General features: G+C 42.6%; 24 protein-coding genes. 13 read left to right on the top strand and 11 right to left on the bottom strand.

Annotated elements, in window-relative coordinates; all coding sequences use genetic code 11:
- Positions 1–130: 130 nt before the first annotated feature.
- Together CKV81_RS05585 and deoD are read left to right on the top strand one after the other, a co-directional pair.
- A complete protein-coding gene (locus CKV81_RS05585) occupies positions 131–643 on the top strand; it encodes a hypothetical protein (RefSeq protein ID WP_095071269.1) in 513 nt (170 codons plus the stop codon).
- A 94-nt stretch (positions 644–737) separates the two neighbouring features.
- Entirely contained in the window at positions 738–1445 is a 708-nt protein-coding gene (gene deoD, locus CKV81_RS05580; protein WP_095071266.1) for a purine-nucleoside phosphorylase, read from the top strand.
- Here the strand turns inward: deoD and ribA are convergent.
- The 9 genes from ribA to CKV81_RS05535 form a co-directional block, all read right to left on the bottom strand.
- Positions 1442–2044 (bottom strand): GTP cyclohydrolase II, encoded by a 603-nt coding sequence (gene ribA, locus CKV81_RS05575; RefSeq protein WP_095074289.1) that lies wholly within the window; start codon positions 2042–2044, stop codon positions 1442–1444. The two genes, deoD and ribA, sit on opposite strands and share 4 nt — an antisense overlap.
- 34 nt (positions 2045–2078) lie before the next feature.
- Positions 2079–2540, bottom strand: a complete 462-nt coding sequence (locus tag CKV81_RS05570) for a hypothetical protein (protein ID WP_095071263.1) — start codon at positions 2538–2540, stop codon at positions 2079–2081.
- Positions 2540–3151 carry a DUF4254 domain-containing protein gene (locus CKV81_RS05565; protein ID WP_095071260.1) on the bottom strand — a complete coding sequence of 204 codons (612 nt, stop codon included), beginning with the start codon at positions 3149–3151 and terminating at the stop codon, positions 2540–2542. The genes CKV81_RS05570 and CKV81_RS05565 overlap by 1 nt, the downstream gene beginning before the upstream one ends.
- A gap of 7 nt (positions 3152–3158) precedes the next feature.
- Entirely contained in the window at positions 3159–3338 is a 180-nt protein-coding gene (locus CKV81_RS05560) for a twin-arginine translocase TatA/TatE family subunit (protein ID WP_095071257.1), read from the bottom strand.
- 41 nt (positions 3339–3379) lie between these two features.
- Positions 3380–4963, bottom strand: coding sequence for a murein hydrolase activator EnvC family protein (locus CKV81_RS05555; protein WP_095071254.1), 1584 nt, complete (start codon positions 4961–4963; stop codon positions 3380–3382).
- Entirely contained in the window at positions 4960–5754 is a 795-nt protein-coding gene (locus tag CKV81_RS05550) for a DUF4292 domain-containing protein (RefSeq protein ID WP_095071251.1), read from the bottom strand. Before CKV81_RS05550 ends, CKV81_RS05555 begins: the two co-directional genes overlap by 4 nt.
- A gap of 98 nt (positions 5755–5852) precedes the next feature.
- Positions 5853–6869, bottom strand: coding sequence for a sugar phosphate nucleotidyltransferase (locus CKV81_RS05545; protein WP_095071248.1), 1017 nt, complete (start codon positions 6867–6869; stop codon positions 5853–5855).
- A 38-nt stretch (positions 6870–6907) separates the two neighbouring features.
- Positions 6908–7339: a dUTP diphosphatase gene (gene dut, locus CKV81_RS05540; protein WP_095071245.1), complete on the bottom strand. Its 432-nt coding sequence runs from the start codon at positions 7337–7339 to the stop codon at positions 6908–6910.
- A complete protein-coding gene (locus tag CKV81_RS05535) occupies positions 7336–8754 on the bottom strand; it encodes an oligosaccharide flippase family protein (protein ID WP_095071242.1) in 1419 nt (472 codons plus the stop codon). The genes dut and CKV81_RS05535 overlap by 4 nt, the downstream gene beginning before the upstream one ends.
- A 190-nt stretch (positions 8755–8944) precedes the next feature.
- Here CKV81_RS05535 and CKV81_RS05530 point away from each other — a divergent pair, with 190 nt between their 5' ends.
- The 8 genes from CKV81_RS05530 (at position 8945) to CKV81_RS05495 (ending at position 19373) form a co-directional block, all read left to right on the top strand.
- A complete protein-coding gene (locus CKV81_RS05530; RefSeq protein ID WP_095071240.1) occupies positions 8945–10279 on the top strand; it encodes a dihydroorotase in 1335 nt (444 codons plus the stop codon).
- A gap of 158 nt (positions 10280–10437) precedes the next feature.
- Positions 10438–10992, top strand: a complete 555-nt coding sequence (locus CKV81_RS05525) for a lysoplasmalogenase (protein ID WP_157727374.1) — start codon at positions 10438–10440, stop codon at positions 10990–10992.
- A gap of 35 nt (positions 10993–11027) precedes the next feature.
- On the top strand, positions 11028–13952 hold the full coding sequence (locus CKV81_RS05520) for a M16 family metallopeptidase (protein ID WP_095071236.1): 2925 nt from the start codon (positions 11028–11030) through the stop codon (positions 13950–13952).
- 275 nt (positions 13953–14227) lie between these two features.
- Complete coding sequence (locus CKV81_RS05515; RefSeq protein WP_095071233.1) at positions 14228–14452, top strand: DUF2683 family protein; 225 nt, start codon at positions 14228–14230, stop codon at positions 14450–14452.
- The gene (locus CKV81_RS05510; protein WP_095071230.1) at positions 14449–14727 is read left to right on the top strand and encodes a Txe/YoeB family addiction module toxin; all 279 of its coding nucleotides are present in this window, start codon (positions 14449–14451) and stop codon (positions 14725–14727) included. Before CKV81_RS05515 ends, CKV81_RS05510 begins: the two co-directional genes overlap by 4 nt.
- A 157-nt stretch (positions 14728–14884) precedes the next feature.
- Complete coding sequence (locus CKV81_RS05505) at positions 14885–15763, top strand: SDR family oxidoreductase (RefSeq protein ID WP_095071227.1); 879 nt, start codon at positions 14885–14887, stop codon at positions 15761–15763.
- A 116-nt stretch (positions 15764–15879) separates the two neighbouring features.
- Positions 15880–17082, top strand: a complete 1203-nt coding sequence (fabV, locus tag CKV81_RS05500; protein ID WP_095071224.1) for an enoyl-ACP reductase FabV — start codon at positions 15880–15882, stop codon at positions 17080–17082.
- 71 nt (positions 17083–17153) lie between these two features.
- Positions 17154–19373, top strand: coding sequence for a M1 family metallopeptidase (locus CKV81_RS05495; RefSeq protein ID WP_095071221.1), 2220 nt, complete (start codon positions 17154–17156; stop codon positions 19371–19373).
- Positions 19374–19449: 76 nt separating this feature from the next.
- Here the strand turns inward: CKV81_RS05495 and CKV81_RS05490 are convergent, their stop codons facing one another.
- Complete coding sequence (locus tag CKV81_RS05490; RefSeq protein ID WP_095071218.1) at positions 19450–20433, bottom strand: zinc metalloprotease; 984 nt, start codon at positions 20431–20433, stop codon at positions 19450–19452.
- A 379-nt stretch (positions 20434–20812) separates the two neighbouring features.
- Positions 20813–23416, bottom strand: coding sequence for an ATP-dependent chaperone ClpB (gene clpB / locus CKV81_RS05485; protein WP_095071214.1), 2604 nt, complete (start codon positions 23414–23416; stop codon positions 20813–20815).
- Between the two features lie 235 nt (positions 23417–23651).
- Between clpB and CKV81_RS05480 the strand changes: the two genes are divergently transcribed.
- From CKV81_RS05480 to paaA, 3 genes are all read left to right on the top strand, one after another.
- The gene (locus tag CKV81_RS05480; protein WP_095071211.1) at positions 23652–24740 is read left to right on the top strand and encodes a 2Fe-2S iron-sulfur cluster-binding protein; all 1089 of its coding nucleotides are present in this window, start codon (positions 23652–23654) and stop codon (positions 24738–24740) included.
- Positions 24741–24757: 17 nt separating this feature from the next.
- A complete protein-coding gene (locus tag CKV81_RS05475; RefSeq protein WP_258454561.1) occupies positions 24758–25072 on the top strand; it encodes a hypothetical protein in 315 nt (104 codons plus the stop codon).
- A 215-nt stretch (positions 25073–25287) separates the two neighbouring features.
- The gene (paaA, locus tag CKV81_RS05470; RefSeq protein ID WP_095071208.1) at positions 25288–26226 is read left to right on the top strand and encodes a 1,2-phenylacetyl-CoA epoxidase subunit PaaA; all 939 of its coding nucleotides are present in this window, start codon (positions 25288–25290) and stop codon (positions 26224–26226) included.
- The last annotated feature ends 3 nt before the right edge of the window (positions 26227–26229 follow it).

Below are 26229 nucleotides of genomic sequence, written 5' to 3'. Positions count from 1 at the left end.
ATCTCATATTTTAAATTTTGTCCTTTGAACAAAAATACAATATTTAAAGATTTGTCGGCTCTTAACTTATCTTAATCTTTGGCACTTGTTTTGGATAATTGCCGGTACTAACAATCTAAATTTTGTAACAATGAAAAAACTGTTTTCCTTTTTAATGATAGCGTTGGTGGGATTCCTGGTTGTAAGCTGTACTTCTGATAGCAGAGATGATTCCCCAGATAATGATACCTATCCTTTAGTATATGACCTTACGGCGAGCTTCCAGAGTGTTAATGGCAAGTATGTCATCAGCAAGTCGTTCAATGCAATCCCGTCCACCGATGTTATTTTGGTATACAGAAAATCCGGTGTTGATGGAGCCAATGCAGTTTGGCAGCAGATACCAAGAACTTTATTTCTCCCGGAAGGCGAATTGGATTATGACTTTGATTTCACGAGACAGGATTTTGCAATCTATGCCGGTGGAAATATTGATATTGCAGCGCAGAATGCGGCATTCAAGAATTCTTATCTGAATAACCAGACTTTCAGAGTGGTGTTTGTTCCGGCAGCTGCGACGGGCAGGGCAAATGTAGATTATTCAAACTATGAAGAAGTGATTAAATATTACAACATCGACGATTCTAAGGTTGGAAAACTTTAACCAAAAATCATTTAAATATCGATCCCGCGTAACAGCGGGATTTTTTGTTCCTAAGGTATTTTCTTATCTTTGATATGAATTTTAAATAAAAGATATGAGCGTTCACATCAGTGCCAAGAAAGAGGAAATCGCCAAAACAGTACTTCAGCCGGGAGATCCTTTGAGAGCAAAATTCATAGCAGATCATTACCTTACTGATGCAAAACTAGTAAGCACGACCAGGAATATTTTTTACTATACAGGTCTGTACAAAGGACAGGAAATCACCGTGGGCGCCAGCGGAATGGGCGTTCCGAGTATTGGCATCTACTCTTATGAACTTTATACTGAATATGAAGTTGAAAATATAGTAAGAATCGGCACCTGCGGTGCTTATACGCCGGAGCTAAAACTGTTTGATATTCTTAATGTTGAAAATGCTGCCAGTGAAAGTACTTACGCTAAATTCGCCTGGGAGATTGATGAGGAAATCATCTCAAACCAGGGCAATCTGTTTGACGTCATCAGTCATACCGCGAAAGAATTAAGTTTAAAAACAATTCCAACAAATATTCACACCAGCGATATTTTTTACAGAAAAAGTGCTGAGGTGCCGCAAATTGCCACAAAATACAGCTGCCTTGCGGTGGAAATGGAAGCTTTCGCTTTGTTTGCCAATGCCCAGTTCCTTGGGAAAAATGCGGCCACAATACTTACAGTTTCTGATATTATCCCAACGCGTGAACAAATTTCTGCCGATGAAAGGGAACGTGCGCTGAGAACAATGATGGAACTCGCCCTGGAATCTGCACTGAGGTTTTAAGAATTTTCCTGATTTGAATTTAAAAGGTGACCAAAGTACGTTTTCTTAACTTTTAGATAATCGCGGCTTTCATCCGTAGCTTCGATCTGCAGAGGAATTCTGGAATTCAGGATGATCCCGCTCTCCTCAACGTATTTCATTTTATCCGGGTTATTGGTAAGAAGATTAACTTCCTTCACGCCCAGATCTTTTAAAATTTCAATCGCTACAGAAAAATCACGGTCATCTGCCGGTAAACCCAGCTGCAAATTAGCCTGTACCGTATCCAGACCTTTCTCCTGCAGAGCATACGCCCGGAGTTTATTAATGATGCCGATGTTGCGGCCTTCCTGCCGCAAATAAATGATGATACCGCCATGATCGTTGATGTAGCTCATCGCGTAATCCAGTTGCTGCCCACACTCGCATTTTCTGGAATGGAACACTTCACCGGTAATACATTCTGAATGAAAACGGACATTGACAGGTTTTGAGAAATCTGTTTTTGGGGAAATTAGCGCGATATGCGGCATCCAGTTGGTTTCATCCTCAGAATAGGCGATCATTTTGAAGATGCCAAAATCGGTCGGAACATTAGATTCCGCTTGTTTTTTAATCATCATGAAAGATTATGGTAGCGAAATTAAAAATTTTTTATCTGATAGTATCTTTCTTTAAAGATTCAAGCTGGGAAATATTGCTTTTGATCCTTACGAGATATCGGTTAATGACTTCATCCTCAGGGGTGCTGAGGTATTTTCTGAGCTGCTGAATCTTCTTATAGGATTTTTCGATGTTGAATAAAGCGTTTTCCTGCCCTACAAGATTGAATGACTGCACTGCATACACATATTCCTTTACATTAAATTTCAGCTTGCTGACCTCAGCATTGAGAGCAGAATTCTGGAACCTGGGAAATGTGGAAATTTGGTTGCTTAACTCCGCAGAGTAAAAATCTATTCCTGTTTTGGCAGTGAACGTGCCTGGAAAAGTGTTGATGTTTACAGGAATTGCTTTGGAATCGTTTATACTTTCTGAAATCGGGGACAGTGACAGCTTCTCCGTTGAGCAGGAGGAGACTGCCAGCAAGATACCCAAAAATTTCAATAACTTCATTACTTTCTCATCTTATGATAAAGGATCGGGTTAAGATTTTCATCATTATACATCTTCATTTGCTTGTACACTTTCATCTTAACGTTACCGTTCTCAATATCATCGAGGAGCTGATCTATGGCGTTGCAGAGATCTTCTTTCTGTTCCAGCAGGACATTCAGCTTGCTCTGGCAGTTTGACCTGTGTTCTTCGGAAGCAGATTCACGGTTGGCTTCCAGATTCATGTGGTAAACTTTAAGTGCCAGTATCGAAAGCCTGTCCACAGCCCACGCCGGAGTTTCAGTATTGATCGTAGCTGCAGCATTAGGTGTAATACTGCTGTATCTCTGGTGAAACCAGCTGTCAATAAATTCTACTAAATCTGTACGCTGCTGGTTTGATTTATCAATTCTTCTCTTTAGTTGTAATGCTTCGGAAGGGTCAATATTTTCATCTCTGATAATATCCTCCAAATGCCACTGAACGGTATCAATCCAGTTCTTTGCATACAAAAGCCGTTCCAAACTCGCATTTTCGTACGGGTTTGGTTCGGCAGCATCTACATGATCGGTGATATGGTAATCGCTGATTGATTTGTTGAAAATCGACCAGGCAAGCTCTGTAAAGGACATAATAAAACTAGTTTGCGCTGTTGTCCTTATGATGCTCTTTTGGTTTTTCGTCGTCTTTTACAGCGTCTTTGAATTCCTTGATCCCAGACCCTACGCCTCTGAAAAGTTCAGGAATTCTCTTTGCCCCGAATAGTACGATGATGATAAGGGCTATTATCAATATTTCTTTAAATCCGAATGGTCCCATTGTTACTTAAATATTTTTGTGCAAATTTATTTCTTTTTTTCTTATCTCAACCAACCTAAAGGATCCACTGGCGTGGTGCCGTTCCAAATCTGAAAATCAAGCGTGTATGATCCGTCGAAATCTGCGCCCACAGAGCCAACCGGCGTTCCGGCAGAGACTTTCTGGTTTGGTGAAACTGAAGTGGATTCCAGGTTTGAGTAAATGGTAAAGTAGCTTCCGTGGCGCACTACAACGGTTTTCGTACCGCCATCTACAAATACTCTTGTCACTTCGCCAGGATACACGCATTTAGCGACTGTTCCGCGGGCTACGGCGATTTTAATTCCGGTATTTTCTTCAACGATATTTTTAAAAACCGGGTGCGGCTGTCTCCCGAATCTGTGGGTGATAGTGCCGTACACCGGCATCGCAAGGTTCCCGCGGTTGGCTGCAAAATTTCCGGCTGAGGTGGCACCTACGCCAAAATCAGTCATGGTTCTAGCTTCTGCTGCTTTTTTTGCATCCTCATTTCTTTTAGCTAAGTCGGCTTCGGCAGCCCGTGCAGCAGCAGCCTTATCAGCAGCAGCTTTGGCTCTTGCAGCGGCCTCGGCAGCGTCTTTTGCGGCGGCTATTCTTCTGGCTTCAGCTCTTTCAGCTTCGGCAGCATTTTTGGCATCTTCAAGCCTTTTAGCCTCCGCAGCCGCGGCAAGCCGTGCCCGTTCCGCTTCTTCGGCTGCTTTTCTGTCTGCAATTTCTTTCAGTTTTCTTGCCTCTTCATCGGCTTTTCTTTTCGCTTCGGCAGCTGCAGCTATTCTTGCGCGGTTTTCTGCTTCTATTCTCGCTTTTTCTTTCTCTGCAGCGATTCTTGCAATTCTTTCCTTCTCTTCACGCTCTTTTCGTTCTGCTTCCTCTTTAGCTTTTGCGATAAGGATTTCTTCCGCAATAATCGCCCGGATTTTTGCTTCCAGATTTCTGGATTCCGTTTGCTTCTGCTGTAATTCCGTAGTGAGCTGTGCTTCATTTTTCTTGAAATTAGCCAGGAGAATTTCCCTTTGTTTGCGCTCAGCATCTATCGCCGTTAATTCTTTTTTCTGGGAAACGAGGATATTGTTTTTATCATTAACCGATTTTTGCCGGGAAGCGATGTTTTTTTGAATTTTTGTGGCAACACCCATGATTTCAGCAGCCTTTCTGTCCTGATAATCAGAATAGCTTTTCAGATACTGAACTCTTCGGATGGCTTCACCCAGATTTCCTGAGGAGAGGATAAAAGTTACCTTGTTCTGGACGCCTTTATTTTTGTAGGCTTTTACCAAAACATTCGCGTAATTTTTCCTGAGCAGGGCAAGCTCCTTTTTCTGACGGTTGATTTCGAGCTGCTTCAGGTAAATGTCGTCCTCAATAAGTTTCTTTTCCTTTTGGGTATTGTTGTAAACCTTTTCGCGAAGGGCGATTTTCTTTTGTACCTCGGCCAGGTAAGCTACAGAAAGTTTAGCCTCATTTTTTGTCTTGGCTAAATTGGCATTGATGGTGGCTATTTGTTTTTTGAGTTCGTTGTTTTGCTGCTGGAGCTGGGTTTTGGTCTGCCCAAAGCTTAAGCAAAAAGTTACAATTGCTAAAAATAAATAAACTCTCTTTTCTGTCATCTAATATTTACTTTAGTATAACCGCTTGGAACTGAATACGGTGTCTGAATGGTTGAGAAATCAAATTTCGTATTTTCAATCAACACCTGTCCGTTTTTTTCTCCTTTTATAATTATTTTAACATTTTGAGGGAAACGCTCTGTTCCAAACACATTCCAGTTAGAATACTGGACTTCAAGGCTGTTACTGCTGTTAATTTCCTGCAATAATACTTTATTTAAATCGAAATTGGAAGCGTAATCCAAATTAATTTTATATTCCGTCGTTTTGCCGTTTACAGTAACCTTTTGATTTTTTGATGAGTTGAGCGCATATCCCTGCATATTTTTGTTCAGGACAAAATCTTGCTCATTAACAGGAACAAAAGTTTTTCCCGTAAGTAAATTCTGGAACGAATTGTAGTTCAGGAAATTGACGTTTAAAAGATTGTTCAGGTAAGTAAAATCAGATTCAATATAAGTCTTGTTCCATTTTTCATACCCCTTAATTCCGGATGGTGTGGCGATTCCGCGCGCGACATTGAACAAAACTGCCGTCATGTTCATCCATACTTTGTTGCCATTTTCAATGTAAATGGTAGCATCGATGGTTGGAATAAAATTTCCGGTCTGCACATCAACTTTACTGTTAATTTTCACCTGATTAAATCCGGATTTTTTGGTCACCGTGCTGATGAACGCAGAACTGGAAACCGGAGCTTTCACATCCACAGGTTTTTTTTCAACTGATGGCTGAGTTTTGCACGACAGTAGCAACAAAGATGAGAAGGCTGCTAAAATATATTTTTTCATTGTCCTTAAATTTTAATTTGGTGAAAACTTGCAATATTAAAGCCAAAACACACAAATTGCTTTGTGTGTTTTGGGTAGCAGTATTTTAAATTTTAAAATTATTTTGAAAGAAAATCCAGTACAGAATAATCTCCCAGAGAAATTTCGCGGGCAACACCGAAATATTGCGCATTGTTACCAATCATTGAATTGCTCAGGTTACCGTGATTGATGACCGTTTTCTCCTGGATGAGGGAATTGTCGATGTTGGAATTCACGATGCTTGTGTTGTTTCCCAGAGATACATTAGGTCCTATTTTAGAATTGATCACTTCCACATTTTCACCAATGAAGCACGGCGGGATGATCATGGAGTTTTCAATTTGTGCCGAAGCCGGGAAATTTGCAAATTCCTCCTTTTCGTAGTTCAGGATTTTTCCGTTGGTTTCCACGGTAGCGTTCTTATTTCCGCAGTCCATCCAGTCATCCACTTTTCCGAGTGAGAATTTTCCTCCTTTCGCACGCAGGTTTTCCAAGGCCGTGGTCAACTGATATTCGCCGCCCTGCTTAATGTCGTTGGACATAATATAGTTGATCTCATCCATCAGTTTTTCTGCCGATTTGAAATAATAAATCCCAATAATCGCCAGGTCTGAAACGAATTCCTTTGGTTTCTCAACAAAATCGGTGATGAAGCCGTAATCATCAAGTTTTACCACGCCAAACGCAGAAGGATCTTCTACTTTTTTCACCCAGATTACACCGTCCGAGTTTTTATCCAGATTAAAATCTGCCCGGAAAAGTGTATCGGCGAAGGCCACCACAACATCGCCCTGCATGGAGTCTTCGGCACATTTGATCGCGTGTGCAGTTCCCAGAGGTTCATCCTGTGTATAAATGCTTCCTTTGGCACCCAGTTTTTCGGCAATCTTCAGCAGGGATTCTTCAACTTCAGGCCCAAAATCACCGATAATGAAGGCAATTTCATCAATTTTTTCATTGGCTACTTTTGCGATGTCCTCAACCAGCCTTTGTACAATAGGTTTTCCTGCAATCGGAATCAGGGGTTTTGGAACTGTAAGGGTGTGAGGCCGTAATCTTGAGCCTCTTCCGGCCATTGGTACAATAATTTTCATAATCTGTTTGTGCTTTTATGCATTAATATTTTAAAACGTCAGTGTGATGTGCTTCCAAAACCACCTTTGCCACGGTCGGTTTCTGAAATTTCTGCAACTTCTTCCCAAACTGCGCATTCGTGCTTCGCGATGACCATTTGCGCAATTCTGTCGCCGTCATTTACCGTGAATTCGGTATCTGACAAATTTATTAAAATTACGCCGATTTCACCTCTGTAATCCGCATCGATCGTTCCGGGGGTGTTGAGAACGGTGATTCCATTTTTCAGTGCCAAGCCGCTTCTGGGGCGGATTTGGGCTTCATAACCTTCGGGAAGTTCAATAAAAATCCCGGTAGAAACCAGTTTTCTCTGCAAAGGCTGCAGCGTAACCGGCATTTCAAGATGGGCATACAAATCCATTCCTGCTGCGCACGGCGTTTGGTATTTGGGCAGTTCGTGCTTTGATTTATTGATGATTTTTACTTTCATTTTCTAATTTTTTTGAGGACAAAATCTTTCTCCGTGTAAAAAACAATTCCGGCAAATATGATGAATAATAAATTTCCTGTCCAAATGTTTGCATTAAATAATTGATAAGAAGCGAAACTGAATACAGCCAAAAGTATCAGGATCATTGCGATTTTTCCCACCCGGTAGGGTATTGGATAATATTTTTGACCAAGAAAATAAGACAGCACCATCATGGTGAAATAGGCCAGCAAGGTAACCCACGCCGAAACCATAAAGCCGTATTCTTTCAGCAAAACGAGGTTAAGAACGATGGTGAGCGCGGCGCCAATCCACGATATTAACGTCCCCATTTTTGTGCGGTCGGTCACTTTATACCACGTTGAAAGATTGTAATAAATCCCGAAACAAAGGTTGGCAATGACGATAATTGGGATGATGTCAATCGCTGTCCAGTAAGATTTATTGGGAATGAAAATCATCTTCAGCCACGAGATATTCGCGATAATTCCCATCGCAACGAGCGAAGCAAAAAGCGTAAAATATTCAGTGACTTTTGCGTAGGTGTTTTTCGCGTTTTCACTGTTCATCTGTTTGAAGAAATAGGGCTCAATTCCCATCCTGTAGGCGGTTACAAAAAGCGTCATCAGCACTGCAAGTTTGTAGCAGCCACCGTAAGCACCGGCATCGCCGTCGGAAATAAAATGAATCTGAACGGCTTTGTCGAAATTTTCGTTCACCATAAACGCAAAACCTGCAATCATCACCGGCCACGAATATTTTATCATTCTGAAGAAGAGTTCTTTAACAAATTCAAATTTTACTTTCAGAATCACAGGTAGGAGCATCAGAACTCCGGCAACACTTCCCATCATATTGCTCCAGAAGGTGTAGGAAACTTTCTGTTTCATCCCCATTTTTTCGGAAATTTCTCCCGGAATCCAGATGAAAAGAGCCACCACCAAAACCGTTTGGATGAACGATTGCGCTACCCTGATTGCAGAATATTTAATGGGTTTGTTGTTAAACCGCAGCCACGCAAACGGAATTACACAAATGGTGTCCAGAAAGGCAATCCAGGCAAACCATCGGATGAATTCCGGGGTGTTGGAATAGCCCAGGAAGTTTGAAATGGGTTGGGAAAAGAGTAATGTTGAAGCTAAAAATACAGCGGAAAGTCCGAACAAAAACCAAAATGAGGTGTTAAATGTTTTCTGTTCATTGCCTTTTTCAGCGGAAAATCTGAAATAAGCTGTTTCGAAACCGAAAGTCAGCAGAATGTTGATGAAGGAAACAATGGCGTAGAGATTGGTAAACTGCGCAAACTCGTCCTTGTCGATAAATTTGATGTATAACGGATTGAGGATGAATATGATAATTCTTGGCAATATTGCGCCAATACCATAAATAATCGTTTCGCTTAAAAGTTTCTTCAATTCCCGAAAATTTTTGGCAAAGGTAAAGAATTAGCTTTTAGAAGTAAGATTTCAGAGGTCAGATATTTGTCGGATTCAATCTTAAACCAGCTAAATTTTGGCTTCAGGAAAACTTCAGTTAAATTTGTAGGTAAAGAAGGACTCCAAAAGTCTGAAATCTTTTGTCTGAAATCTAAAATCTTCCTGTTAAATGAAAACCTTCATCAAAAACGCCACAATCGTCAATGAAAATCAGATTTTTGAAAGCGATCTGCTCATTGAAAATGATTTAATTTTAAAAATTTCAAAAAATATCTCAGAAGAGAATATTGACAAAATTATTGATGCCAGCGGGAAATATCTGCTTCCCGGCGTGATTGATGATCAGGTGCATTTCCGCGAACCGGGGCTCACGCATAAAGGCGATATCGAAAGTGAAAGCCGCGCTGCAATTGCCGGTGGCGTGACCTCATTTATCGAGCAGCCAAACACGGTTCCCAATGCCGTAACCCAGGAACTTTTGGAAGAAAAATATCAAATTGCTGCAGAAAAATCCTTTGCCAATTATTCATTTTCCATGGGCGGCACGAATGATAATCTGGAAGAAGTTCTAAAAACCAATCCCCGAAATGTAGCGGCCGTCAAACTTTTCCTCGGTTCTTCTACAGGGAATATGCTGGTGGACAATCCCGAAACTTTGGAGGAAATTTTCAGCAAGGTGAAAATGCCGATTTGCGTGCACTGCGAGGACGAAAAAACCATCCGTGAAAATACTGAGAAGTATCAAAAGCAGTATGGCGACGATATTCCGGTGAAATTTCATCACCTGATTCGCAGCGAAGAAGCATGCTATATTTCCTCATCAAAAGCCGTTGAGCTGGCAAAGAAAACCGGAGCGCGGCTTCATATTTATCACCTTTCGACGGCAAAAGAAATGCAGCTTTTCCAAAATGATATTCCGTTAAAAGACAAGAAAATTACGGCAGAAGTTTGTGCCCATCACTTGCATTTTACGAATGAAGATTATGAAACCAAAGGAACTCTGATCAAATGGAATCCTGCGGTGAAAACCCAGAACGACAAAGACGGTCTTTGGGAAGCACTTCTCGATGACCGGATTGATGTGATTGCCACCGACCACGCGCCGCATACGTGGGAGGAAAAAGATAATGTTTACACGAAATGCCCTTCCGGCGCGCCGCTTGTGCAGCATTCTCTGATCGTGATGCTCGAATATTTCAAAAAAGGAAAAATTTCACTCGAAAAAATCGTTGAAAAAATGTGTCACAATCCTGCCATTTTATTTGATATTGAGCAGCGGGGATTTATTAGGGAAGGTTATAAAGCCGATCTGGTTTTGGTGGATTTGAATGGCAAATGGACGGTTTCCAGGGAAAATATCCTTTACAAATGCGGCTGGTCGCCGCTGGAAGGAACACAGTTTTCGGCCAAAGTGACGCACACTTTTGTTAACGGGCATTTGGCGTGGGATAACGGAAAGATTTCAAAGGAAAAACATGGTGAAAGGTTGTTGTTTGAAAGATAGGATTGTCGCTGCTTCTGCAGATTAATAAAATAAACCTGTTGACACAAAAATTGAAAATACACATTCCGAAGATACTTCTGCTCATCGCATTTACAGCCGATCTTTTTTTCGTTTATCAAAATCAAACTGCGCCACGTTTTTTCACAAAAACCCTGCTTGTGCCATTATTAATCCTGATTTGTCTACTCGAAACAAAACCACTCAGCCATTCAAAAACGCAGCCATTCAATTACTTATTCCTGACGGGTTTGATGTTCAGTTTCTTCGGAGACTTTTTTTTGCTTTTCAGTTGGGGTTTTCTGCCGGGATTGGGAAGTTTTCTTTTAGCCCATTTTTTTTATATTTTCTGTTTCACAAAATTGACGGTCAGAAAACATCTTCCGATTTTGGCAGCGGGGCTTTTGGTTTACGTTACAGTACTGATTTTCTATCTTTTTCCTTATTTAAAAGAAATGAAAATCCCGGTAATTATTTATGGTGTAGTGATTGCGGCAATGTTATATTTTGCTGTGCGCACTACTAATAAAAACCTTATTCTTGGAGCGGTTCTTTTTGTAATTTCAGATTCCGTTCTTGCAATAAATTTATTTGTAAAGAAAACAACAGTCTTAAGCATGATCGTGATGATGACTTACATTTCAGCCCAATGGTTTTTAGTGAAAGGATTGCTTTCAAATTCAAAAAAAATGAAGTTCACTGAAACAATTCACTAAAAACTTCGTCTAATAACCATAAAACCATAATAGATATGTTTAAGAAAAAGATTCTTATGCTTTTTGCTGCTGCGGTGATGTTCTCTGCCCAGGCGCAGGACTACCAGTGGAAAGAAGCAAAAAGTGGCGGTTACACCTATAAGTATGTAACCAATGACCCCACGCAGGCAAGATTTTACACGTTGAAAAACGGACTTACTGTAATTTTAAGCCCAACGAAAAAAGACCCGAGGATACAGGCGTATGTGGCGACGAAGGCCGGCAGCAAGACCGATCCGGCAACCAATACAGGTTTGGCGCATTATCTGGAACACATGCTTTTCAAAGGGACCGATAAATACGGCTCACTGGACTGGGCTAAAGAAAAGGCGGAACTCGACAAAATTGATGCGCTTTATGAGCAGTACAACAAATCCAATGATGAGCTCCAGCGCAAGACCATCTACAAAAAAATCGACTCCATTTCCGGTGTTGCTTCAAAGTTTGCCATCGCCAATGAATATGACAAAATGATGTCGGCAATGGGAGCGCAGGGTACCAATGCCTGGACGAGTTTTGAGGAAACCGTTTACACAGACGACGTGCCGGCAAGCGCTTTGGATAAATATCTTACAGTGCAGGCGGAGCGGTTCAGAAATCCGGTTTTGAGGATTTTCCATACGGAACTTGAAGCGGTTTATGAAGAGAAAAACCGAAGTTTAGACAGCGACAACAGCAAAGTTTTCGAGACGCTTTTCTCTACGCTTTTTCAAAATCACAACTACGGAAAGCAAACCACGATCGGAACGGTGGAGCACCTTAAGAACCCTTCCCTGGTCGAAATCCGCAAGTACTTCAATACCTATTATGTTCCCAACAACATGGGCATAATTATGTCCGGCGATTTCAATCCGGACGAGGCAATTGCAAAAATCGACAAAGCGTTCGCGTACATGCAGAATAAGCCCGTTCAGAAATATAGCTTCCAGCCTGAAGTTCCGCTCACAACGCCGGTCGTAAAGGAAGTGGTGGGCCCGGATGCAGAAAGTGTGGCAATCGGTTTCAGATTGCCGGGGAATAAAGATAAAGATGCGCTTCTGGCGGATTTGGTAGGTTCTATTCTAACCAACGGAAAAGCCGGCCTGCTAGATCTTAATCTTGTTAAAAAGCAGAAACTTCTGAGAGCCGGTGCATTTACATATATTTTACAGGACCACGGAGTGCTTTGGCTTAATGCAGCGCCAACCAGCGGACAGTCTTTGGAGGAAGTGCAGGCTTTGGTTTTAAATGAAATTGAAAACCTTAAAAAAGGAAATTTCGATGCGGATTTGCTGCCTTCAATCGTAAACAATATCAAAAAAGAAAAAATTCAGGAAACTGAAAAGTACAGCGACCGTGCTTCGATGCTTCAGCGGGCCTTCAATGCTGAGCTGGACTGGAGAGATCAGGTGGCTTATGTCAACAGTCTTTCAAAAATCAAAAAAGAAGATGTGGTGGCTTTTGCCAATAAATATCTGGGCAACAATTACGTGGCAGTGCTGAAAAGAAAGGGTGAAAATAAAAACCCGCAAAAAATTGAAAAACCTGCCATCACGCCGGTGGAAACCAATGCGGACAAGCAGTCGGCTTTCGTGAAAATGGTGAACGATATGCCGAATACGCCGTCACAGCCTGTATTTTTGGATTTTGATAAGGATATTCAGAAATCGAAACTTGGCAAAGCAGAAGTGCTTTACGTTCCGAATACCGAAAATCAGCTTTACAGATTGAGATACCGGTACAAAATCGGTTCTTTGAATGACCTTAAACAGCCTTTAGCAGCACAGTACATTCAGTTCCTGGGCACCGACAAAAAATCTGCGGAAGACATTTCCAAAGAATTTTACAAAATCGCATCAAGTTTCAATGTTTCTACGGGTGAGGAATATACTACGGTGACGATTGAAGGTTTACAGGAAAATTTCGACCAGGCAGTTAAACTTTACGAAGATTTGGTATTAAATGCAAAACCAAATGAAGATGCTCTGAAAGCCCTGAAGGCAAGACTGGCAAAATCACGGAAAGATGCCAAAGCCAACAAAGGCGCAATTCTCAACGGGCTGACGAACTACGCACTTTACGGCCCGAAAAATAAATTCAACAACACGCTTTCGGATGCTGAAATCAATGCGCTTACCGCTCAGGAACTGGTTGACAGAATGAGAAACCTGAACAGTTACGAACAGACGGTTATTTACTACGGCCCGGAATCTTTGAAAAACCTCACTGCAAAACTGGGACAACTTCACAAAATTCCGGCAAACTTTGCCGTGGCAGCCCCGCTTAAAAAGTTCGCCCAGCAGAAACAGACTCAAAATCAGGTACTGTTCACCGATTACGATATGGTGCAGGCAGAAACCCGCTGGATCCGCAACACCGACGCTTATAACCCTGCAAATACCACGATGGTCAGTGTATTCAACAATTATTTTGGAGGCGGAATGGGCTCGATCATCTTCCAGACCATCCGTGAGAGTAAAGCGTTGGCTTACAGTACTTTCGGATACTATGTACAACCGCAGAAAAAGGAGGACAGTTACTATATGATGAGTTATGTGGGTTCACAGGCTGATAAGTTTAATGATGCGGTAGGCGCTATGAATCAGCTCCTTACAAAGATGCCTGAACTTCCGGAGAATCTCGTTCTGGCTAAAACTCAGGTCAAAAAAGACATCCAGACGGAGCGCATCATGCAGGATGATATCATTTTCCGTTATCTTGCCGCGAAACAGCTTGGTCTAAAGGATGACATCCGTAAGCAAACATACGCCAGCGTCGATAAAATCACTATGGATGATGTGAAGGCATTCCATGCTGCAAATCTTGCCGGCAAACCATACACATATGCGCTGGTGGCCAGCGAGAAGAAGGTAAACATGGATGATTTGAAAAAAATCGGCGAAGTGAAGAAAATTTCTCTGGAAGAGCTTTTCGGATACTAAAAATTCATATTTGCAGAAAAAAATCTGGACAAATCCCCGTAATCCGCGGGTACAATAAAAGGCTGTCTGTTTTCAGGCAGTCTTTTTTATTTGGGCGCGTCCCGTCACCATTGTCTGCAATGATAACGGGACCGGGCTGTACGTTACAATTCCTCGTCCCGCTGCATTTCCCTTCGCTTACTGCGGGATTTTCACTTCCATCCCTCGCGCGAGAGCAGTTCAGCACAATATTTGAATCAAATTTTGTATATATTTGTAAAAGTCAATTCATTAAAATGGAAAGTATAACCGTATATCCAAAAAACGAAAAACAAAAATCACTGCTGAAGTCTCTGCTTGAGGAGTTGAAGGTTCGTTTTGTAATTGCTGAAAATGAGGAAGATGTCTTGCTTTCAGAAGAAGAATTCTATGCGAAAATTGACAAATCTGCAAAAAGTGCTGAAGCCGGAAAAACCAAGATTCTGCTAAAAGATAAGCAGAAAGAATTTTTGGGCTTATGATTTATGAAATCGAACTTTCAGAGGATGCAGTGGCAGACATTGAAAAACACAAAAAATCCGGCGACAAAAAATTACTTCAGAAAATCGACACTTTGTTAAACGAACTTCGTGAAAATCCCACCACAGGAACAGGAAAGCCGGAGAAATTGAAACATTACAAAATTCCAACATGGTCGCGAAGAATAAGTGGTAAGCACAGATTGGTTTACAGAATTCAGGATGAAAAAGTGGTCGTTTTGGTATTGTCTTTTTGGGGACATTACGATTATAAATAATCAAACTAAATAATAAGCGGAGTAATCACTTCGCTTTTCTTTGCTATTCATCAAATACCAAAAATCCTCAACGCTTCCTTCAAAATCCTTAACTTTAAACCTTTAATCAACGTCTGACATCTGTCATCTAACATCTGACATCTGAAATCTCAATACTATGAAATACACTGAAGGAATGCTGCGCGAAGACGCACTGAAAGATAAGGTAGCCATCATAACCGGTGGCGGAAGCGGACTTGGAAAAGCAATGACCAAATATTTTCTGCAACTGGGCGCAAAAGTCGTCATCACCTCGCGAAATCTGGAAAAATTACAGGCAACCGCAAAAGAATTAGAGGCAGAAACCGGCGGAAAAGTCCTCGCTGTGGCCTGCGACGTCAGAAATTGGGACGAGGTGGAAGCCATGAAGGAAGCGGCCATCAAAGAATTTGGAAAAATCGACATTTTGCTGAACAACGCGGCCGGAAACTTTATTTCACCGACAGAAAGACTGACGCATTCCGCTTTCGATTCCATATTGGATATTGTTTTAAAAGGCACCAAAAACTGTACACTTTCCGTCGGAAAATATTGGATTGATAATAAAATCCCGGGAACAGTTCTGAATATCGTCACCACTTATTCCTGGACAGGCTCTGCTTACGTCGTTCCTTCCGCCTGCGCCAAAGCCGGAGTTCTTGCAATGACGCGCTCCCTTGCTGTAGAATGGGCGAAATACAACATCCGCTTCAACGCCATTGCTCCAGGGCCTTTCCCAACCAAAGGCGCCTGGGAAAGACTTTTACCGGGCGATTTGGCTGAAAAGTTCGATATGAGAAAGAAAGTGCCGCTGCGCAGGGTAGGCGAACATCAGGAGCTGGCAAACCTTGCAGCGTATCTGGTTTCCGATTTTTCAGCGTACATGAACGGGGAAGTGGTAACCATCGACGGTGGCGAATGGCTGCAGGGCGCCGGAGAGTTCAACATGCTGGAAGCAATTCCGCAGGAAATGTGGGATATGCTCGAACAGATGATTAAGGCAAAGAAATCGAATTAAAAGTACGGATTAAAAATGTGGATCATCGGCGCTCGCTGCGCTCGCGCCACCATTTCAAAACTTTGATTTCATTGTAAATTTTCCTTAATTTGCAATGCTTTAAATAATACTGAACAATGATTATTCAACCCAGAACAAGAGGATTCATCTGTTTGACTGCGCATCCGGAAGGTGCTTTGCAAACTGTTAAAAATCAGATAGAATACATAAAATCAAAAGGTAAAATTGCCAACGGGCCAAAAAAAGTTTTGGTGATCGGTGCTTCTACCGGTTTCGGAATTGCTTCCAGAATTGCCGCCGCTTTCGGTTCGGATGCTGCAACCATCGGTGTTTTCTTCGAAAAACCTTCGTCTGAAGGAAAGTTGGGAACTGCAGGCTGGTACAATTCTGCCGCGTTCGAGCAGGAAGCACACAAAGCCGGGCTTTACGCCAAAAGCATCAACGGCGATGCGTTTTCTGATGAAATTAAGCAGCAAACCATAGATTTAATCCAGAAAGATTTGGGACAGGTGGATTTGGTGGTGTACAGCCTGGCTTCGCCGCGAAGAACACACCCTAAAACCGGAGTGGCACACGCATCTGTTTTAAAGCCGATTGGCGCACCTTTTACCAATAAAACCGTAGATTTTCATACAGGAGCAGTGACTGACATAACCATTGCCCCGGTTGAAAATGACGATGATATTTCCAATACCGTTGCGGTGATGGGTGGTGAAGACTGGAAATTCTGGATGGAAGATCTTAAAAATGCCGGAGTTTTGGCTGATGGTGTAAAAACCGTTGCATACTCGTACATCGGCCCTGAACTGACGTTCCCGATTTACAGAAACGGAACAATCGGTCAGGCAAAAAATGACCTGGAAGAATCCGTTAAACACATCAACGAAATGCTGAAAGACCTGAACGGGAAAGCCTACGTTTCAGTAAACAAGGCCCTTGTAACACAGTCCAGTTCGGCGATTCCGGTGGTTCCGCTTTATATTTCACTCCTATTTAAAGCGATGAAGGAAAAAGGAACGCACGAAGGTACCATCGAGCAGATGCAGAGATTATTTGCAGAACGGCTTTACACTGAAGATGAAAATGTTCCGCTCGACGAAAACGGCAGAATCCGTATCGACGACTGGGAAATGGCGGAAGACGTTCAGGCGGAAGTAGCTAAAAACTGGGATAAAGTGACGACAGAAAATCTTTCAGAAATCAGCGATATTGAAGGCTACAGGAGAGATTTCTTCAACCTCTTCGGTTTCGAGATCGATGGTGTGGATTATGAAAAAGATACTAATGAAGATGTGAAAGTTCCAAGTATCGCCGGCTAAAAATTCAACTTAAAAACTCATTTTGTAACGAAAATGAGTTTTTTTTATACTTATTCACCAAATCTGATCCAATGAATTTCAAATTTCCAAAAATGATAGCCGCTGCGCTCACGGTTATCTCGGTAAGTATGACTGCCCAGGATGCTCCAAAGTACGATTACAATGCAGCATTCAATCCGTTTTTCTACAAAAATAACGGTACAGAAACCCGATCTGCAAGCGGCAAACCCGGCCACAATTACTGGCAGAACCGTGCCGATTACATCCTGAACGCTACTTTGAACGAAGCCAAAAAAGAAATTACCGGCAGTGCGGAAATCACCTATACCAATAACAGTTTTGATAACCTGGAATTCCTTTGGCTGCAGCTGGACCAGAACCTTTTCAAGAAAGATTCCCGCGGAAATGCCATCATCCCGCTGTCCGGCAGCCGTAACGGAGCCAAAGGACAGGAGTTTGACGGGGGCTACACCATAAAAAATGTGGAAATTATCTCTACAAATGGCAAAAATATGAAGGTGGCTCCCAGGTATTTTATTACCGATTCCCGGATGCAAATCGACCTTCCACAGGAGCTGAAAGCGAAAGGTGGAGTGGTAAAATTTAAAATTGATTACGCTTTTGTGTCTCCGGATTACGGTTCAGACAGGATGGGAGTGGAGGATACCAAAAACGGTAAAATTTTCACGGTGGCGCAGTGGTTTCCGAGAATGGCTGTATATGATGATATCTCAGGATGGAATACGCTGCCTTACCTTGGTGCAGGCGAATTCTATCTGGAATATGGTGATGTTACGGCGAATATAACGGTACCTGCACACCATTATGTAGTGGCGTCGGGTGAGCTGCTTAACCCTAAGGATGTTTATACTTCTGAACAGAACAGAAAGTGGGACGAGGCCAGGAAATCCGACAAAACGGTCATCATCCGTTCTGCGGCTGAAGCCAATGCCGCAGCAAAGTCGTCAAATTCAACCAAAACCTGGAAATTTAAAATTGAAAATACGCGCGATTTTGCCTGGGCATCATCGCCGGCCTTTATTCTGGACGGTGCCCGAATCAACCTTCCGAGCGGCAAAAAAGCCCTCGCAGTTTCGGCGTATCCTGTAGAGAGTGACGGGCAGGGCGCATGGGGAAGATCTACCGAATACACAAAGGCTTCCATTGAAAATTACTCAAAAAGATGGTACGAATATCCGTATCCCGCCGCTGTGAATGTCGCAGGAAATGAGGGCGGAATGGAGTACCCGGGAATCGTTTTCTGCCATATGGATTCCAAAGGTTATGATCTTTGGGGTGTTACAGACCATGAATTCGGGCACATCTGGTTCCCGATGATCGTGGGTTCTAATGAGCGGCTCCATGCCTGGATGGACGAGGGGTTCAATACTTTTATCAATAATATTTCTGAAAAAGATTTCAACAACGGCGAATATTACCAGCCGAAACCGCTCTCCAGTATGGCCTTTTTCTTCAACAATGACAAAATGGAACCGGTGATGACGGCTCCCGACAATATGAAGGAAATGAATCTTGGCTTCCTGGCTTACTACAAACCCGGTGCAGGACTTCAGATGCTGCGCGAGAATATTCTGGGTGAAGAGCGTTTCGACAAGGCATTCCGCGAGTACATTAAGAGATGGGCCTTTAAACATCCTGCTCCTGATGATTTTTTCCGCACGATGGAAAATGTTTCCGGCGAAGATTTGAGTTATTTCTGGAGAGGCTGGTTCCAGAACAAATGGAAAATTGACCAGGCTGTGAAAAGCGTGAAATATAAAAACAACGATTATAAATCCGGGTCCGTTATCAAACTTGAAAATATCGGGCAGTTGCCCATGCCGGTGAAAGGCGAAATCACCTTTAAAGACGGCAGCAAACAGGAGTTTGCGCTGCCGGTTGAGGTTTGGAAAAGGAATACTGAATGGACTTTTGAACTTCCCACCAGTAAAGAGATTGCTTCCGTAAAACTTGATCCTAAAGGGACGCTGCCGGATGCCGACCCGTCCAACAATACCTTTAAATTTACCTCCGCTGTGGCAGAAAATGTAGATTTGAAAGCGTATCAGGGTACTTTTTCCAGCAAAGATGTTCCCTTAAAAATTGTTACGAAGGTTGAGAACGGTAAGCTCACTGCGCAGGCCACAGGACAGCAGCCGTTCCCGCTGGAATATGACGGCGAAGATAAATTTGTCTTCGAACTGGCGCAGATCGAAGTGGCGTTCAATAAAGACAAAAAAGGATTTACGCTGAACCAGGGCGGGCAAAGTTTTAAATTCACAAAAGAATAAGACGGACAGTTACCATAACAAAATCCCGTGAAAATACATTCACGGGATTTTTTATAAAATAATTTTAAAGATTTTCTTAGAGGTTTCTAAGTCCGGCTCTTACGCCGCTGGCTGCAACGATAGCCTGCATTCTTGCTTTCTGGCCTGCAGAAAACATGTACATTGCTGCATCATCAACATAATCCATATAATTCATGAACATTATGGAGCGTGATACGCCGCCACAAACGTCCATCTGCGGATAAGAAGGCGTTCCGTAATTATTGGAAGCCTGCGTAGGGGTGTCATCTACATAATCTGTTGCGCAGGTGCCGTCGCCCCAAATGTGGCGAAGGTTAAGGTAGTGACCAACTTCGTGGGTGGTTGTACGCCCAAGGTTGTATGGTGCTGCAGATGTTTTGCCGAAGTAATTTTTCGCCATCACGACACCGTCGTTCCAAAGCCCGGCAGATTCAGGAAAAGTGGCATAGCCCAGGATGCTTCCCATGTCGCCAACCACCCACATATTCAGGTATTGTGATGGGTTCGTAGCATCAATGCCGCCCTGTGAGGATTTCTTCATCGCATCATTCGTTCTCCATGACCTTGTTTTTGTAGCTTTTCTTACAGTTTTTACCAGACGGAATTTAATTCCTGTATTGCCTGCAGATACCGATTTGAATTCTGTTGGGATTTTAGTGGCATCAGCATTGGTTCCCGAGTAATCAGCGTTCAGTACATCAATTTGTGACTGGATCTGCGCATCAGAAATATTTTCAGCACTCGTTCTGTAAAGTACGTTTACCACTACAGGAATTTCCACCGTGCCATCTGCCAAAACTCTGCCCAAAGTTTTATCCTGGATAAACCTCGCAGTGCTGTTCTCGATATCTGCTGCCCTGGCTCTTGCTGCAGGATCGTTTGCGAGCATTTCATCTCTGATTTCTTCTGAAGGACAGCTTCTTCTTTCCGCAACGGCGAAATCTCCCCCTTGCGGATCCTGAGTTTCAGTCACTGCGTTGTCACTGGTACACGCTGTAGCCATTGCAAGGGCAAAAGCTCCAAATAACATTTTTTTCATAGACAAACATTTTTTTTGAATGATTAACGAAGGCGAATTTATATTAATGAAAATTAATACACAATACCTGAATGAAAATTTTTCCGTAAAAAAGATGAGAGGTGATTAATATTATTTGGCTTTTGTTGTATAAAATTTATTGTTTTAGGTGAGTAATACTGGTTTGTATAAAAAGAAAATATCATTTAAATTTAAATTGTATTAATGGTTTTGCAGTATAATTTAAATTTAATGCACTGATTGTGTGAATGCTTTCGTGAAAGTATAAATTTGATGAAATAAAAACGGGCGTTCCAAAAGTGGAACGCCCGCAAAAACACAAATGATGAAAAAAAATTTCATGCAAATATAAGGTAAATATTTTTATGCTCGAAATAATTTACTCGACAGGTCTGAAGACCAAACCGCTTTCTTCAAAGTAATCGAGTATAATTCTCTGGTTGTCTTCTATATTCCCCGCCAAAATTTCTTTTGAAAGTTTATTTAAAACTTCCTGCTGCAGCACCCTTTTCAGTGGTCTTGCTCCGAATGCCGGGTCGTAACCTTTCTGCGTAATATAGTTTAGGGCATCTTCAGTAGCGGTCATCATAATACCTTTTTTCTCCAGCATCTTGTTGAATCCTCTCAACTGATACTGTACAATTTTTCCGATTTCTTTTTTGCTCAGTGGTTGGAAAATAACCACCTCGTCGATACGGTTCAGGAATTCCGGCCTCAGGGTCTGCTTTAATAAATTGAAAACTTCGTTTTTGGTTTCCTCAATTACAAAAGGATCAATACGGTCTTCTGCGTCGCGTGTTGCCGCATCAAAACGTTCCTGAATGATCGGCGAACCAAGATTGGAGGTCATAATGATGATCGAATTCTTAAAATTCACCACACGCCCTTTGTTGTCGGTCAGCCTTCCGTCGTCCAAGACCTGTAATAAGGTGTTGAAAACATCGGGATGCGCTTTTTCAATTTCATCCAAAAGTACCACAGAATAAGGTCTTCTTCTCACGGCTTCGGTCAATTGTCCGCCTTCGTCGTAACCTACATATCCGGGAGGCGCCCCGACCAGTCGCGATACCGAATGCCTTTCCTGATATTCACTCATATCAATTCTGGTCATATTGTTCTCATCATCGAACAGGAATTCGGCGAGCGCCTTTGCCAGTTCGGTTTTTCCGACACCGGTGGTTCCCAGGAAAAGGAAACTTCCGATCGGTTTTTTCTCATCGTTCAGGCCGGCGCGGTTTCTGCGGATGGCATTGGCAACGGCGGTGATGGCTTCTTCCTGGCCCACCACCCGTTTGTGGAGCTCTTCTTCGAGGTGAAGCAGTTTTTCCCTTTCGCTTTGGAGCAGTTTTGTCACCGGTATTCCGGTCCATTTCGAGATGACTTCCGAAATATTTTCTGCCGTCACCTCTTCTTTAATCAGCTCGTTTTCATGGTTCTGCATTTCGAGTTCCAGTTTTTGCAGTTCGTCCTCTTTTTCACGCAGTTTCCCGTACTGGATTTCAGCAACTTTCGCGTAATCCCCAACTCTGGAAGCGCGTTCGGCTTCTAATTTCAGCGCTTCAATTTCTTTTTTAATATTCGTTAAATCCTCCGATTTCTGTTTTTCAGCGAGCCATTTTGCATTGATTTCGTTGCGCTGTTCGGTCACTTTCGCAATGTCTTCTTTTAAGTGGTCGATCTTCGTCTGATTTCCTTCCCGGGAAATTGCTGCAAGTTCAATCTCCATCTGCATCAGTCTTCGGTCCAGAACATCGAGTTCTTCCGGCTTGGAATTGATTTCCATCCTGAGTTTTGCTGAGGCTTCATCGATGAGGTCAATCGCTTTATCCGGTAAAAAACGGTCTGATATATAACGCTGCGACAGTTCTACCGCGGCAATGATCGCCTCGTCTTTGATGCGCACTTTGTGATGCGCTTCGTATTTATCCTTAATTCCGCGCAGTATCGAGATCGCCGATTCGGTATCCGGTTCTTCCACCATCACCTTTTGGAAACGTCTTTCCAGCGCCTTGTCTTTCTCGAAATATTTTTGATATTCATTTAAAGTCGTTGCGCCCACTGCACGAAGTTCACCTCTTGCCAAAGCCGGCTTCAGGATGTTGGCTGCGTCCATCGCGCCCTCACCGCCGCCTGCTCCTACCAAAGTGTGGATCTCGTCGATGAACAGGATGATTTGGCCGTCGCTTTTTATCACTTCGTTCACTACGGATTTCAGCCGTTCTTCAAATTCGCCTTTGTATTTGGCACCGGCAATCAGTGCGCCCATATCCAGTGAATAAAGCGTTTTGTCCATCAGGTTTTCCGGGACGTCGCCGGAAATAATCCGGTGGGCAATGCCTTCAGCAATCGCGGTTTTCCCTACACCCGGCTCACCGATTAGGATAGGATTGTTCTTCGTTCTTCTCGATAAAATCTGCAATACACGGCGAATTTCCTCATCGCGCCCGATCACGGGATCCAGTTTTCCCTCTGCCGCGAGCTCGTTGAAATTTTTCGCGTATTTATTTAATGACTGATAGGTTTCCTCGGAACTTGCTGACGTTGCTCTGGAGCCTTTGCGAAGTTCTTTAATGCCGCCCTCCAAAAGCGATTTGGTAACGCCCATGTCTTTCAGCATGGTGGAAACCGGGGAATTAACGTCGATTAAAGCCAGCCATAAATGTTCGATGGTCACATATTCATCACCCATTTTCTTGGCAATATTCGGCGCTTCCAGCAATACTTTATTTGCACTTTGGCTTAGATATATGTTTCCGCCTTCCACTTTCGGAAGGGTTTCCAGGCTTTCGCGGTTGCGTGCGCGCACGAGGTTCTCGTCGGCTTCAGATTTTTTCAGCAGAAATTTTGAGATATTTTCATCACTCTGGAAAATTCCTTCCAGAAGATGCTGCGGCTCTATACTCTGGTTGCCGAATTCCATCGCAACCTGTTGCGCTTTCTGGATGGCTTCCTGTGATTTTACGGTAAATTGGTTTAAGTTCATATTATGATTTTGGTTAATGTATTTGTTGTTGATTCGTTTTCAGCAAAAAGTATTCTTCACTGCTGAAAAACAAAAATTAAGACATATTTTCCGATAATTCTGTTGTTTTCAGGGGATTATAAGACAAAATTTCACTTTTTCAGTTTTTTGAATAAAGGTGTTAAGTCGGTTTTTGAATTCTCTTAAATTAATTATATTTGTTGAAATCACATCCTGTGATAATTTAAACCTAGAAATGCATCATTTTCATATTTTAAAGACTTCTAAAGTTAGTAAGGAAACCAACGACTGTATCAATATTGCTTTTGAAATTCCTGAGCACCTTAAACATAATTTCAAATTCAGACAGGGGCAGTATATCAACGTGCGCCGGATGATCGGTGGTGAGGATTTGCGCCGGTCGTATTCTATTGTCAATGCCCCTTCGGAGGGAATTGCGGAAATTGAAATCCTGGTAAAAAGGATGGATGACGGGCGTGTTTCCAGATTCCTTAATGATGAGGTTCAGCTCGGTGACGAACTGGAGGTGCTGGAACCGGCGGGACACTTTTACACCAGTTATCACCCCTCCAACGTGAAAACTTACGTGGGACTGGCTGCCGGAAGCGGAATTTCCCCGGTTTTGTCGAACATCAAGGAGGCGCTGTACCAGGAACCGAAATCAACGGCATATCTTTTTTTCAGCAACCGGTCGTTTGAAAATATAATCTTCAGAAAAGAAATCGATGCGCTGGCTGAAAAATTTGAGGGAAGACTGAAGGTGATTTATCTTTTGTCCAGAGAAAAACATTTTGAGGACGAACTTTTTGAAGGGCGAATCTGCGCCGGTAAGCTTGAACAGCTTTTTACGCGGTTTCCCGAAATTGATCCTGCGGAAACCACATTTTTCATTTGCGGACCTTCTGAAATGATCAAGGATGTTTCAGAATATCTCAAAAAGGACAAAAAAGTGCCTTCGCTTCAGGTCATGTACGAATATTACTCCGCACCGGATGATGAGGAAAGCCGCGAAATGAGCGAAGAATTCAAAGCGATTCCCAATATTGAAAGTTTTGTAACTTTAATCATTGATGATGATGAATACAATATTCATTTAAATTCAAAAAAAGAAAGCATCTTAGATAAGGCTCTAAAAGATAACCTGCCTGTGCCCTTTGCCTGCAAAGGCGGCGTGTGCTGTACCTGCAAAGCCCAGGTGATGGAAGGTGAGGTGTTTATGGAAAAAAACTTCGCACTTACGGAAGATGAGGTGGAGCGCGGTTTTGTACTCACATGCCAGTGCCATCCCACGACCAATATTGTGATGCTGAATTATGATGTTTAATTTCAGGACCGCTGGTTATGAAAATTAAAATTGGGAAAATAAAAACAACATCTCAGAAACTAAAACCAAACGCTATGACCGACTGGAAATTTGATTCTTTTATCAAGGTCGATAAGGAATACAGAGTGGAAGGCCTCAACATCTGGAACCATTACTGGCACTGCTCCGACAGAAAAGTGGAGGTGAAAGGACCTTTCGAAGGCCAGGTTTATTATTTTAAGGAATACTGCATTGAAACGCCTGAAAAAAAGGTCAATTTCGTTGCCGGAGAGTTCATCAACGGACAAATCGGGATTTACCTTAAAGATGACTTGAGAGATAAAAACTTATAATGTAAAAATGTACCTAATTTATTAATTTACCAATGAACCAATTTATCAATTTACCAATCTGACTGTTACATGGTTATAATGGTTACAGGTTTACGCTGCTACATGGTTACATTGTTATATTATTAGATTGTTAGATTGTTATATTGTTATATTGTTACACTGTTACATTGCTACACTGCTACACTGTTACATTATTAAATTGCTGCATTGAAATTATGGATCATAATAAATTTTTAGAATACGTACAGGCCGAAAACAAAGTGGAGCCAAAGGATATGATGCCGGAAGATTACCGCAAACTTTTGGTAAGGCAGATTTCTCAGCATGCGCATTCTGAGGTGGTCGGGATGCTGCCGGAAGCCAACTGGATTACCAGGGCACCGTCTTTGCGCAGAAAGATGGCACTTTTAGCCAAAATTCAGGATGAGGCCGGGCACGGGCTTTACCTTTATGCCGCTACCGAAACTTTGAATGACGGCACCGTCAATGCTGACCGGGATTCTGCATACAGTGATATGCTTGCCGGGAAAGCAAAATATTCCAGTATTTTCAATTATCCCACTTTGAGCTGGGCAGATATCGGTGCGATTGGCTGGCTGGTGGATGGTGCTGCGATCATGAATCAGGTTATGCTGATGGGGAATTCTTACGGCCCTTATGCCCGGGCGATGGTAAGGATTTGTAAAGAAGAATCTTTCCACCAGCGCCAGGGTTATGAAATCCTGATGACACTCTGCCGCGGTACAAAACAGCAGAAAGAAATGGCGCAGCAGGCGCTGAACCGCTTTTGGTGGCCGGCACTCATGATGTTCGGGCCCAATGACGATGCCTCGCCCAATTCTCAAAAGTCAATGAACTATCGCGTGAAAAGGGAAAGCAACGATTCCCTGCGCCAGCGTTTTGTGGATGTTACCGTTCCTCAGGCTGAATTTTTAGGTCTCAAAATTCCCGACGAAAACCTGAAATGGAACGAAGAACGCGGCCACTACGATTTTGGAGATTTGCCTTGGGACGAATTTATGGAAGGGCTGAAAGGAAACGGTCCTGCCAATAAAAAACGCCTGCAAACCAAAATAAACGCCCAGAAGGAAAACGCCTGGGTAAAGGAAGCTGCCGTAGCGTACGCGGAGAAGTTTAAAAATGTAACCACGTAACAA

The sequence above is a fragment of the Chryseobacterium taklimakanense genome, assembly GCF_900187185.1.
GTDB classification, from domain to species: Bacteria; Bacteroidota; Bacteroidia; order Flavobacteriales; family Weeksellaceae; genus Planobacterium; species Planobacterium taklimakanense.
Note: the sequence above shows the minus strand (reverse complement) of the source record. Positions and strands in the feature narration are given on the sequence as shown.